Consider the following 12,442-nt stretch of genomic DNA (forward strand, 5'->3'; position numbering starts at 1 on the left):
CGTCTAGGCCCTGTTCGGTTGAAAGCCGTGTCTGGGCCGAAACGCAGAGGTATTTCGAGGCCTATGAAGCAGGAAAACAGTGCAACAACGGAGCCGGATATGCCGGCCCTGCTTATGGCGGTGGCGCAATCGCGCGACGTGGAGGCATTCGAAACGCTGTTTCGTTACTTCGCTCCGCGCGTGAAGGCGTTCATGACCCGGCAGTGCCGCGATGGCCAGATGGCCGAGGAGTTAATGCAAGAGACCATGATGATGGTATGGAACAAGGCGGCGCTCTTCGATCCGTCGCGCGGGAACGTCGAGGCATGGGTCTTCACGATCGCCCGCAATCTTCGAATTTCAGCCTTCCGCAAGGCGCAGCGACCGGTCTTCGATCCGACCGATCCGGCATTCGTGCCTGATGACGAGCCTGCGCCCGATGCAGCCTACGACGCAAAAATCGACGCCAAACGCCTTCATGAGGCAATGGCAAAACTACCACCGGAACAACTGGAATTGTTGAGATATTCGTTTTTTGACGAGGTGTCGCACCGGACGCTTGCCGAACAGCTCGATATTCCGCTCGGGACGATCAAGTCGCGCATCCGCATGGCGTTCGGCAAGTTGAGATCGGCCCTGGAGGAACGCGAATGACCATCGTGCATCAGGTGAGCGACGAGCTTCTTCTCGAATATGCGACCGGTTCGCTCAGCGAGGGGTGGTGTATTGCTGTCGCGTCCCATCTCGCTTTGTCTCCCGAGGGCCGCAGGCGCCTGGCCGCCATCGAGGCCGCGGGAGGAGCGCTGTTGAAAGACATCCCAGTGGCCGAAGAGGATACCGACGACTCGTGGAGCCGGATGAAGGCTCGGCTTTCGGAAGCCGGCGGTGTTGCCATAAACGTTCCCATGCCCGCCCGGCGGGTGGAGGCGACGGAAGCGATCCTGCCTGAGCCGCTGCGGTCCTACTTCGGGGCTGATGTCGATGCCTTGAAATGGAAGGCGCTCGGCCGGGGTGCCTACCACATCAAGATCCCCACGGGGGACCCGACGACGAGCGTGCGTCTCTTGAAGATACCGGCGGGCAAGCCGGTTCCGGAGCATGGCCACGGGGGTCGGGAGTTGACGCTCGTGCTGAAGGGAAGCTTTAGCGACGGGCACGACAGTTTCGGTCGGGGCGATCTGGAGGAGGCCGATGAGGATCTTCAGCATCAGCCGGTGGCAGGCAAGGACGAGGACTGCATCTGTCTTGCCGTGACGGATGCACCACTGAAGTTCAAGAGCCCGCTGGTCCGGCTTGTTCAGCCGATACTCGGCATTTAAAGGGCGTAAAGGGGGAGTGAAACGATGACCTATATAGTGGCCTACGTGGCAGCGGCTGTTGTTTTCCTCGGTCTCGATTACCTCTGGCTATCAAGGGTAGCGATCGGGTTCTACCGGTCGCATATCGGCGATCTCCTCCTTGCCCAACCCAATTTCGTTGCGGCGGGCCTGTTCTACCTCTTCTTCATCGGGGGCATCGTCTATTTCGCGGTGGCTCCGGCGCTCAACAATGGAACCTGGATGACAGCGGCAGTCGCCGGTGCCATCCTTGGCTTCCTCGCCTATGGCACTTACGACATGACCAATCTTGCGACCCTCAAGGGCTGGTCTTTGACCATCAGCCTGGTTGACATGGCGTGGGGGACATTCCTGACGGCATCGGCTGCGACGGGAGCATATCTGGCGGCTTCGAAGCTGGCGGGCTAACGCTCGCAATCGGCGGAAACCCAAAGCGCTTGGAGTCCGGCATAGGGTTGCAGGGCGTACCGTATGCCGTGAATCGGCCCTTCAAAACCTCGCCCAACCGGCTAAAACACCTTTTCGGTCACAACCGTGGCTGTTACGACTGGAGAGGACGTGTCAGTCGGACAACCAGAGAGGTCAGGGGAGATGGGTTTGAAGATCGGGTCACCTAAGGAGATTTTTCCGGGAGAGGCACGCGTTGCCATGACCCCGGACAGCGCCATCCAGCTGCAGAAGCTCGGATATGAGTGCGTCATCGAAACGGGCGCCGGCAAGGCGGCCGGCTTTTCCGACGAGGCCTACAAGGCGGTCGGGGTCGACGTGGTCAAGACCGCCGCAGCACTCTACAAGGCAGCCGACGTGATTGCCAAGGTGCGCCCGCCGGAAAAGACGGAAACGGCCCGGCTGACGGCCGGCAAGACGCTGATCTCGTTCTTCTATCCGGCCCAGAACAAGGACCTGCTGGAGCAGGCCAAGGAGAAGGGCGCCAACGTCATCGCCATGGACATGGTGCCGCGCATCTCGCGCGCGCAGAAGATGGATGCCCTGTCGTCGATGGCCAATATCGCCGGTTACCGCGCCGTCATTGAGGCGGGCAACAATTTCGGCCGCTTTTTCACCGGCCAGGTGACGGCCGCGGGCAAGGTGCCGCCGGCCAAGGTGCTCGTCATCGGCGCCGGCGTCGCGGGTCTTGCGGCCATCGGCACGGCGACCTCTCTCGGCGCGATCACCTATGCCTTCGACGTCCGGCCGGAAGTGGCAGAACAGATCGAGTCGATGGGTGCCGAATTCGTCTTCCTCGATTTCACCGACCAGCAGCAGGACGGAGCGGCGACCGGCGGTTATGCCGCTCCGTCCTCGCCGGAGTTCCGCGAGAAGCAGCTGGCGAAGTTTCGCGAACTCGCGCCCGATATCGACATCGTCATCACGACGGCGCTGATTCCGGGTCGTGACGCGCCGAAGCTCTGGCTTGCCGACATGGTCGCGGCGATGAAGCCCGGTTCTGTTATCATCGACCTTGCGGCGGAGCGCGGCGGCAATTGCGACCTCACGGTGGCCGACCAGAAGATCGTCTCGGACAATGGCGTCACCGTCGTCGGCTATACCGATTTCCCGAGCCGCATGGCCTCGCAGGCTTCGACGCTCTATTCCACCAATATCCGCCACATGATGACGGACCTGACGCCGGCCAAGGACGGCGTGCTGGTTCACAACATGGAGGACGACGTCATTCGCGGCGCGACGGTGACCTATCAGGGCGAGATCACCTTCCCGCCGCCGCCGCCGAAGATCCAGGCGATCGCGGCCGCCAAGCCGAAGGAAAAACCGAAGGAATTGACGCCTGAGGAAAAGCGGCAACAGGAAGCTGCGGCCTTCAAGGCAGCGACGAAGCAGCAGTTCACGCTGCTTGGCGTCGGCGGAGCACTGATCCTGCTCGCGGGGCTTTTCGCGCCGGCGAGTTTCATGCAGCATTTCATCGTCTTCGTGCTCGCCTGTTTCGTCGGTTTCCAGGTGATCTGGAACGTCAGCCATTCGCTGCACACGCCGCTGATGGCGATCACCAATGCGATCTCCTCGATCATCATCCTCGGGGCGCTGATGCAGATAGGGTCCGGTTCCTGGCTCGTGCTTATCCTTGCCGCGCTCTCGGTGTTCATGGCTGGTATCAACATCTTCGGTGGCTTCATGGTCACCCGGCGCATGCTTGCCATGTTCCAGAAGTCGTAAGGGGGAGCGGACAATGGATTATGGTTTCACGACGGCCGCCTACGTCGTCGCGGCGGTTCTTTTCATTCTTTCCCTTGGCGGCCTTTCCGGCCAGGAAAGTGCCAAGCGCGCGGTCTGGTACGGCATTGTCGGCATGGGTCTCGCGATCTTTGCCACGCTGATCGGACCTGGCTACGGAAACTGGCTGCTCTCCGTCGTCCTGATCGCCGCCGGCGGGGCGATCGGCTGGGTGGTCGCGCAGCGCGTGCAGATGACGGAAATGCCGCAGCTCGTTGCGGCGATGCATTCGCTCGTCGGTCTTGCCGCCGTCTTCATCGGCTACAATGCCCATATCGAGGCGGTAAACGTTGCTGCTCTCGACGAGGCAAGCCGCGCGGCGCTTGACGGATTTGCCGCGATCCTCGCCCACAAGACGCCGGTCGAACTGACGATCCTGAAGGTGGAGGTTTTCCTCGGCGTCTTCATCGGTGCCGTCACCTTCACCGGTTCGGTCATCGCCTTCGGCAAGCTCGCCGGACGCGTGGACGGCAAGGCCAAGAAGCTTCCCGGCGGTCACATGCTGAACGCCGGCGCGGCGATCCTGTCGCTGATCCTGCTGTTCCTCTATGTCGGCGGCGCCGGCATTTGGACGCTGATCCTGATGACGCTGCTTGCCTTCTTCATCGGCTACCACCTGATCATGGGCATCGGCGGCGCCGACATGCCGGTCGTGGTGTCGATGTTGAACAGCTATTCCGGCTGGGCGGCAGCGGCGATCGGCTTCTCCCTCTCGAACGACCTCCTCATCGTCGTCGGCGCGCTTGTCGGTTCGTCGGGTGCGATCCTCTCCTACATCATGTGCAAGGCGATGAACCGCAGCTTCATCTCGGTCATCCTCGGCGGCTTCGGCAATACGACCGGACCGGCGATGACGGTCGAGGGCGAGCAGATCGCCATCGATGCCGAAGGCGTTGCCAATGCGCTCAACGACGCCGACTCGGTCATCATCGTGCCCGGCTACGGCATGGCGGTTGCCCAGGCACAGCAGTCCGTGTCGGAACTGACGCGCAAGCTTCGAGCTGCTGGCAAGGAAGTGCGCTTTGCTATCCATCCGGTCGCGGGTCGCCTGCCGGGACACATGAACGTTCTGCTGGCCGAGGCCAAGGTGCCCTACGACATCGTTCTGGAAATGGACGAGATCAACGAGGACTTCCCGGAAACCGACGTCGTCATCGTCATCGGTTCGAACGACATCGTCAATCCGGCCGCCCAGGAAGACCCGAACTCGCCGATCGCCGGCATGCCTGTGCTCGAGGTGTGGAAGGCCAAGCAGGTGTTCGTCTCGAAGCGCGGGCAGGGCACGGGTTATTCCGGCATCGAGAATCCGCTGTTCTACAAGGACAACACGCGCATGTTCTACGGTGACGCCAAGAAGTCGATCGACAGCCTGCTGCCGATGATCAAGTAGGTCAGACGACATTCCAAAATCGAAAGAACCGGCGGCAGGTGCTCCTGCCGCCGGTTCTTCTTTTTCGGCTATCATGGTCCGCCTGGTCCTGGGTCAGCCGAAGGAAACGCGCTCGTGGGACAACGCGCGGACGATGCCGCGCAGTTCGGCGAGGCCGCGCATGCGACCGATCAGCGGGTAGCCCGGATGGGTGCCGCGTCCGATATCGCTCAAGAGTTCGTGGCCGTGGTCGGGTCGGAAAGGAATGACATTGTCTTTCCTGCCTTCATCGCGCCGGCGCTTCTCCTCGTCGAGCAAGGCGCTGATCAGCGAAACCATATCGGTGTCGCCGTCAAGGTGGGCGGCTTCCTCGAACGATCCATCGGCATCCTTGCGGACATTTCGCAGGTGAGCGAAGTGGATGCGATCCGCGAAGCGCCGGGCAATCGCCGGTACATCGTTCTTCGGATTGGCGCCCAGCGAGCCTGAGCAGAGCGTAAGGCCGTTCGCCCTTTCGTCCTGTTGCCCCAAAATCCAGGCAATGTCGTCCTCGCAGGATACGATCCGTGGCAGGCCGAGAATATTGCGTGGCGGGTCGTCCGGATGGACGCAGAGGCGCATGCCGAGCTCCTCGGCGGTCGGGATGACCTCGGAAAGGAAACGCGCGTAGTTGGCGCGAAGCTCATCGCGGCCGATGCCGTCGTAGCGTTGCAGCGCTGTCTGGAGGCCCTTGACGTCATAACGGTCGTAGGCGCCCGGAAGGCCGGCCATGATGCTGTCGAGAAGGACCTGGCGGTCCTTCTCATCCGATGACTGAAACCAGACTGCTGCCTCGCGACGCACCTCTTCCGGATAGTCCGCTTCCGCTGCTTCGCGTTTCATCATGAAGAGCTCAAAGGCCGCCATTTGCGGCGCGGAGAACCGGAGGGACGTGCCGCCTCGGGCGACGGGCGTGTCGAGCCGGGTGCGGGTCCAGTCGAGCAGCGGCATGAAATTATAGCAGACGGTATAAATGCCGGCGGCTGCCAGATTGGCCAGCGACTGGCGATAGTTGGCAAACAGCGTCGAGAGGTCGCCCGTGCCTTTTTTTATGTCTTCATGGATCGGTAGGCTTTCCACGACCTCCCAATGTAATGCCAGCGATGTATCGCCGGCGATCTGTGCCTTGCGGGCCTTGATCGTCTCCACCGGCCAGATTTCGCCGTAGGGGATTTCGTGGAGGGCGGTTACGATGCCGCTTGCCCCGGTCTGGGCGATTTCAGCGAGGCTGATCTTGTCGTAGGGGCCATACCAGCGCCAGCTTTCAAGCATGTGTCATGTCTTTCACGGTCGCGCCCGCGCCGTTGGCGACAAGCCGCTCGTAGGAGCGGACCAGTTCGTCGCGCAGGCTTTTGTTCGATGCGAGTTGTTCAGGGAAAATCTTCCTGATGGAGAGCAGGCCATCGACCTTTTCGGCCGCAGAATGGCCCCGGTCGGAAATCTGCTTCAGTTCAGCGGCCAGGGGATCGCGGACGTCGATAGCCTGACCCTTTTCGTCGACGCCACCGACGTAGCGCATCCATGCCGCGATCGCGAGGCAGAGGCCTTTGGGCATCCGGCCCGCGGCGAGGTTTTCCGCGACCGTTCCGAGAATGCGTTGCGGCAGCTTCTGCGATCCGTCCATGGCGATCTGCCATGTGCGATGGCGGATGGCAGGATTTGCGTAGCGGTCGAACAGCGAGGCGGTGTAGCGGGAGAGATCGACGCCCGGTGGCGGATCGAGGACCGGCACGATCTCATCGGACCAGAGCCTTTTCACGAAGGCGGCGAATACCGGATCGGCGACAGTGTCGGCGATTGTTTCGTGGCCAGCGAGATAACCCAAGTAGGCGAGCGAGGAATGGGTGCCGTTGAGGCAACGCAGCTTCATGTGCTCGTATGGCGTGACGTCCTTTACCAGCTCGACGCCGACCGCCGCGAAATCAGGGCGTTCGCCATCGACGAAGTCGTCTTCCACGACCCATTGGCGGAAAGGCTCGTGCATCACCGGAGACAGGTCGAGAACACCGGTTTGCCCGGACAGGCGGTCGACGTCCTCGGGCTTGGTCGCCGGGACGATGCGATCCACCATCGTGGAGGGGAATCGGCCCTCGGCCGCGATCCAGTCCGCGAGGCCTTGATCGACCAGGGTTGCGAATTCCAGTACAATGCCGCGCACCACCCGGCCATTTTCCGGCAGGTTGTCGCAGCAGAGAACGGTGAAGGGCCGGATGCCGGCGGCGCGGCGTTTGGCGAGGGCCCTGACAAGAAAGCCGATCGTTGATTTCGGCGCTTCCGGATGGGCGAGATCGTGGACGATATCCGGGTGCTCGCGATTCAAGCGCCCGGTCGACGGCTCGTGGCAGTAGCCTTTTTCGGTGACCGTGGAGGTCACGATACGGGTGCCGGGCGCGGCCATGATCTCGAGCACGGCGGCCGGGTTTTCCGGCGCGACGAGGACGTCGTTCAGGACGCCGACGACTTGAGGCTTTTCCCCGTCCGGGCCAAGTTCGACCGCCGTATAGGCAAAGCCCTGCGGGGCAAGAAGATCGCGCTGGTCCGGTCGCACAAGGCTGACGCCGACGATGCCCCAGTCGCCGCCGGAGGCCTTCATCGCTTCCGCGATGTAGACGGCCCCGTGGGCGCGGTAGAAGGCGCCGAGGCCGAGATGGACGATGCCGGTCTTCGCCCGCGCGGTGTCGGGGCAGTGCAGGCGGGGCAGATCAGCGGGCAAGCCAGCCTCCGTCGACGTTGAGTACAGCGCCATGAATGTATTTCGCGGCGTTCGATGCGAGGAAGACGGCGGTGCCGCCGATATCCTCCGGCTCGCCCCAGCGGCCTGCCGGAATGCGGTCGAGGATCGCCTTGTTGCGAACAGGATCGGCGCGCAGTGCCTCGGTGTTGTTGGTCTCGATATAGCCGGGCGCGATGGCGTTCACATTGATGCCCTTGGCGGCCCACTCATTGGCGAGCAGCTTGGTGATGCCGGCGACGCCACCCTTGGAGGCAGTGTAGGACGCAACGCGGATGCCGCCCTGGAAGGAGAGAAGCGAGGCGATGTTGACGATCTTGCCCGTGCCGTTGCGGGCAAGGACGGCCTTGGCGAAGGCCTGGCTCATGAAGAAGACAGCCTTGAGGTTTACGTCCATCACCTCGTCCCAGTCGGCCTCGCTGAAGTCGACGGCGTCGGCGCGGCGGATGATGCCGGCGTTGTTGACGAGAATGTCGACCGGCCCGTTATCGACGAAGACGTCGCGTCCGGCCATCGGGTCGGCCAGATCGAGCTTCAGCCCGACGGACTTGCCGCCCTTGCTTCTGATGAGTTCAAGCGTTTCGTCGACCGAGGAGCGGCCGGCGCAGATGACCTCCGCGCCAGCGCCGGCGAGCGAGACGGCGATCGCCTGGCCGATGCCGGTGTTGGAGCCGGTCACCAGCGCCCGCTTGCCTTCAAGCGAGAAGATGCCGTTCATCGCAGGGTCTCCATGGAAACCATCTCGACGTCCTTGTAGTCGACATTGTCGCCGGCCATGGCCCAGATGAAGGTGTAGGCGCTGGTGCCGGCGCCGGAGTGGATCGACCACGGCGGCGAGATCGCGCCTTCCTCGTTCTTCAGCACCATATGACGGGTTTCGTTCGGCTCGCCCATCATGTGGAAGACGCGGCTGGTCTCGGGAAGATCGAAGTACAAGTAAGCCTCCATGCGCCGATCGTGCACGTGGGCGGGCATGGTGTTCCAGATCGAGCCGGATTTCAGCTTGGTCATGCCGACGACGATCTGGCAGGACTTCATGACGTCGGGGTGGACGAACTGATAGATCGTCCGCTCGTTTGAGGTCTCGGCCGAGCCGAGCGACATGTTCGCCGCCTCGTCGATCTTGATCAGCCGCGAGGGGTAGGTCTGGTGGGCGGGTGCGGAGAGGATGTAGAAGCGGCCGTCGCCGGAAAAGGTGATCGGTCCGGCGCCCATGCCGAGGTAGAGCATGTCGCCCTTGCCCATGACGTATTCGGCGTCGGCTTTCACGGTGCCGGTTCCGCCGATGTTGACGACGACCAGTTCGCGACGATCGAGGATCGAGGCGGTGCCGCACGGCTTGACTTCGTCGAGCCTTAGCGATCCGCCGGCCGGAACGGCGCCGCCGACAATCATGCGATCATAATGGGTGTAGATCAGCGTGATCTCGCCCGCGCGGAAGATGTCGCCGACGTGGAAGTTCCGCCGCAGTTCCTCGGTGCCGAAGGTCTTCGCCGTCTCGGGGCTGATGGCGTGGCGGATTTCTACGTTCAACATGGTTTGGTCCTTCTCAGAGAAAATCGTCGCGGCGGGGCGTGAAACAGTCGATCAGCGTTCCCGCCTCGATGGCGCGGCAGCCATGGGTCACCATGGTAGGGATGACGAAGCTGTCGCCGGGGCGGACGACGACGCGATCGTCGCCCACGGTGAATTCGAACACGCCAGACTGCACATAGGTCGACTGGATGTGCGGATGGTTATGGAGCGCGCCGACGCTGTCCTTCTCGAAGCGGAAGGCGACGACCATGAGTTCGGGGCTATCCGACAGGATCTGGCGCGTGACGCCTTCGCCGGTCGTGACGGTCGGAAACTCGCGTACGAGATGCGGCATCAGTATCTCCTAGTGGAACAGCGAGGGCAGCCAGAGCGACAGCGCCGGGACATAGGTCACCATCAGCAGGGCGAACACGGCAGCTCCGTAGAAGGGCCAGATCGTCTGCATGGCCTGCCAGATTGTGATCCGCCCGACAGCGCAGCCGACGAAGAGCACAGCTCCAACCGGCGGCGTGCACAGGCCGATGCCGAGGTTGAGGATCAGGATCACGCCGAAGTGCACCGGATCGACGCCGAACGCGGTGGCAACCGGCAGGAAAATCGGGGTCGTGATGACGATCAGCGGCGACATGTCCATGAAGGTGCCGAGGATGAGCAACACGACGTTGAGCAGCAGCAGGATGACGATCGGATTGTCCGAGATGCCCTGCAGCAGCGCCACCATCGCGGTCGGAACCTTGAGATAGGCGAGCAGCCAGCCGAAGGCCGCGGCGCAGCCGATGACCATGAGGACCATGGCGGTGGTGCGAACGGCGGCGAAGGTCGCTTCCTTGAAGTCTTCCCAGCTCAACGTGCGATAAACGAGCAAGGTAACAAGAAGAGCATAGACGACGGCAATGTTGGAGGATTCGGACGCCGTGAAGATGCCGGACCGGACGCCGCCGAAGATGATCGCGATCAGGATCAGGCCGGGCACGGCCGAGACGAACAGGCTGCCCATGGCGCGAAGGCCGGGGAATGATTCCGTCGGGTAGCCACGACGCTTGGCCACGAACCAGGCGGCGACCATCAGGCAGAGTGCCAGAAGGAAGCCAGGGATGATGCCGGCGGTGAAGAGATCGGCAATCGAGATCCTGCCGCCGGCGGAGATAGAATAGATGATCATGTTGTGCGAGGGCGGGATCATCAGGGCGATGATCGAGCCGACGACGGTGATGTTGACGGCATAGTCGACATCGTAGCCGCGTGCCTTCATCTGCGGCACCATCAGGCCGCCGACGGCCGACGCGTCAGCCGCTGCGGAGCCGGACACGCCGCCGAACATGACGGAAGCCAGGATGTTGACCTGGCCGAGGCCGCCGCGAAGATGGCCAACGAGGGAGCCGGCCAGGGCCACCAGCCGCCGGGCGATATCGCCGCGCACCATCAGGTCGCCGGCATAAATGAAGAACGGAATGGCCATCAGGGCGAAGACCGAGACGCCGGAATTCAGGCGCTGGAACACCACCACCGGCGGCAGCCCGAGATAGAGGATCGTCGCGAAGCTGGAGACGCCGAGGCAGAAGGCGACGGGCGTGCCGATCAGAAGGAGAAAAACAAACGAACCAAAAAGAACCCAGTATTCCATCGCTCAGTCCTCTACCTCGGCTTCGCCGAAGCGTGCAGTTGAAAGGCCCGCCGCGCGGCGCAGGACGCGCTCGATCGAAAAGAGCAGCACCAGAACACCGCCGGCCGCGATCGGGATAAAGTCGAAGGCGCCGGATATACCGAGGCTTGGAATGGCGTTCCCCGCCGTCTTGAGGGCAAGCTGGCTGCCGTAAAAGATCATGCCTCCGCCAAAAGCGGCGACGAAAAGGTCCGAGATGGTGTGCATCGCCTCCTTCCCGCGTTGTGGCAGAAGGTAGAGCAGAACGTCGAAGGACAGGTGATAGCCCTCGCGGATGCCGACCGCAGCGCCAAGAAAAATAAACCAGCCCATGATCATCACCGAGGCCGGTTCGCTCCAGGTGAGGCTGTCGTTCAGGATATAGCGCCAAAAGACCTGGGCGAAGATAAAGGCTGTCATGAGGACCAGGCCGATACCGGCTGTCCAGAGTGCAATCCGGCACACGACGTCCATCCATCGCGCCAGGCTTTTCATGGTGGTCTGCAAGGTCGTTCTCTCCAGGCAAGAAAACCTGCCGCCCAGTGGGCGGCAGGCGAAGGCATTGACTTACTGGGTTTCCTGGATGCGCTGGACGAGGTCCTTCAGCTTGTCCGAAGTGACATACTTGTCATAGACCGGCTTCATCGCCTCGATGAACGGCGTCTTGTCGATATCGGTGACGATTTCCGCACCGGCAGCGCGGATCTTTTCTTCCGACTTCTTCTCCTGCGCCTGCCAGAGGTCACGCATGTAGGGAACCGATTCCTTGGCGGCTTCCTTCACCGCAGCCTGGTCTTCGGCCGACAGGCTGTCCCAGGTCTTCTTGGACATGACGAGCACTTCCGGCACGATCAGGTGCTGGTCGAGCGTGTAGTACTTGGCAACCTCGAAATGGCCCGAGCTGTCGTAGGACGGCCAGTTGTTCTCGGCACCGTCGATGACGCCGGTCTGGATCGAGGAGTAAACCTCGCCATAGGGCATCGGCGTGGCGTTGGCACCGAGCGCGCCGACCATGTCGACGAACATGTCGGACTGCATCACGCGGAACTTCATGCCCTTCAGGTCATCGACCGACGTGATCGGCTTCTGCGAGTTGTAGAAGCTGCGCGAGCCACCATCATAGAAGGCGAGGCCGACGAGGTCATGAGCCTCGAACGCCTTCAGGATTTCCTCGCCGATGGGGCCGTCCATCACCTTGTGCATGTGATCGACCGAACGGAAGATATAGGGCAGCGAGGGAACCTGAGTTTCCTCGATGATGTTGTTGAACGGCCCGAGCGACACGCGGTTCAAGTCGATGACGCCGAACTGGGTCTGCTCGATCGTGTCCTTTTCCTGGCCCAGCTGAGCCGAATGGAACACCTCGACGCCGAGACGACCATTGGTCTTCTCCTCGAGCAGCTTGCCCATTTGCTTGACGGCCTCGACCGTCGGATAGCCGTCCGGATGCGTGTCGGACGACCGCAGAACGCGTTCTGCCGCCTGGGTAGAGACCGTTGCCATGACCATGGCAGCCGATGCCAGCATCGCCAGGCCGATTGTCTTCATCAATTTCATGTTTCACTCCTCCGTTTTAGACC

13 protein-coding genes are annotated in these 12,442 nt (G+C 62.2%); 5 read left to right on the forward strand and 8 right to left on the reverse strand.

Features of this window, described 5'->3' with window-relative positions:
• The first annotated feature begins 99 nt into the window (after positions 1-99).
• The 5 genes from J5J10_RS20115 (at position 100) to J5J10_RS20135 (ending at position 4,935) form a co-directional block, all read left to right on the forward strand.
• Complete coding sequence (locus J5J10_RS20115) at positions 100-633, forward strand: sigma-70 family RNA polymerase sigma factor (protein WP_349252099.1); 534 nt, start codon at positions 100-102, stop codon at positions 631-633.
• Positions 630-1,298, forward strand: a complete 669-nt coding sequence (locus J5J10_RS20120; protein ID WP_211931469.1) for a ChrR family anti-sigma-E factor — start codon at positions 630-632, stop codon at positions 1,296-1,298. The genes J5J10_RS20115 and J5J10_RS20120 overlap by 4 nt, the downstream gene beginning before the upstream one ends.
• 24 nt (positions 1,299-1,322) lie before the next feature.
• Positions 1,323-1,724, forward strand: coding sequence for a DUF2177 family protein (locus J5J10_RS20125; protein ID WP_208554081.1), 402 nt, complete (start codon positions 1,323-1,325; stop codon positions 1,722-1,724).
• Between the two features lie 189 nt (positions 1,725-1,913).
• Positions 1,914-3,488 (forward strand): Re/Si-specific NAD(P)(+) transhydrogenase subunit alpha, encoded by a 1,575-nt coding sequence (locus J5J10_RS20130; RefSeq protein ID WP_211931470.1) that lies wholly within the window; start codon positions 1,914-1,916, stop codon positions 3,486-3,488.
• A gap of 13 nt (positions 3,489-3,501) precedes the next feature.
• Complete coding sequence (locus J5J10_RS20135; protein WP_211931471.1) at positions 3,502-4,935, forward strand: NAD(P)(+) transhydrogenase (Re/Si-specific) subunit beta; 1,434 nt, start codon at positions 3,502-3,504, stop codon at positions 4,933-4,935.
• 93 nt (positions 4,936-5,028) lie between these two features.
• Here the strand turns inward: J5J10_RS20135 and uxuA are convergent, their stop codons facing one another.
• The 8 genes from uxuA to J5J10_RS20175 form a co-directional block, all read right to left on the reverse strand.
• Positions 5,029-6,225 (reverse strand): mannonate dehydratase, encoded by a 1,197-nt coding sequence (gene uxuA / locus J5J10_RS20140; RefSeq protein WP_211931472.1) that lies wholly within the window; start codon positions 6,223-6,225, stop codon positions 5,029-5,031.
• A complete protein-coding gene (locus tag J5J10_RS20145) occupies positions 6,218-7,666 on the reverse strand; it encodes a mannitol dehydrogenase family protein (RefSeq protein WP_249116972.1) in 1,449 nt (482 codons plus the stop codon). Before J5J10_RS20145 ends, uxuA begins: the two co-directional genes overlap by 8 nt.
• The gene (gene kduD, locus J5J10_RS20150) at positions 7,656-8,402 is read right to left on the reverse strand and encodes a 2-dehydro-3-deoxy-D-gluconate 5-dehydrogenase KduD (protein ID WP_211931474.1); all 747 of its coding nucleotides are present in this window, start codon (positions 8,400-8,402) and stop codon (positions 7,656-7,658) included. The genes J5J10_RS20145 and kduD overlap by 11 nt, the downstream gene beginning before the upstream one ends.
• Positions 8,399-9,220 (reverse strand): 5-dehydro-4-deoxy-D-glucuronate isomerase, encoded by an 822-nt coding sequence (gene kduI, locus J5J10_RS20155; protein ID WP_208554075.1) that lies wholly within the window; start codon positions 9,218-9,220, stop codon positions 8,399-8,401. Before kduI ends, kduD begins: the two co-directional genes overlap by 4 nt.
• Positions 9,221-9,233: 13 nt before the next feature.
• A complete protein-coding gene (locus J5J10_RS20160; protein WP_211931475.1) occupies positions 9,234-9,554 on the reverse strand; it encodes a cupin domain-containing protein in 321 nt (106 codons plus the stop codon).
• A gap of 9 nt (positions 9,555-9,563) precedes the next feature.
• Positions 9,564-10,844 (reverse strand): TRAP transporter large permease, encoded by a 1,281-nt coding sequence (locus J5J10_RS20165; RefSeq protein ID WP_211931476.1) that lies wholly within the window; start codon positions 10,842-10,844, stop codon positions 9,564-9,566.
• 3 nt (positions 10,845-10,847) lie between these two features.
• Entirely contained in the window at positions 10,848-11,357 is a 510-nt protein-coding gene (locus tag J5J10_RS20170) for a TRAP transporter small permease (protein WP_208554460.1), read from the reverse strand.
• 72 nt (positions 11,358-11,429) lie between these two features.
• Entirely contained in the window at positions 11,430-12,419 is a 990-nt protein-coding gene (locus tag J5J10_RS20175; RefSeq protein WP_211931477.1) for a TRAP transporter substrate-binding protein, read from the reverse strand.
• Between the last annotated feature and the right edge of the window lie 23 nt (positions 12,420-12,442).

It is taken from the genome of Ciceribacter sp. L1K23 (genome assembly GCF_018122705.1).
GTDB lineage: Bacteria > Pseudomonadota > Alphaproteobacteria > Rhizobiales > Rhizobiaceae > Allorhizobium.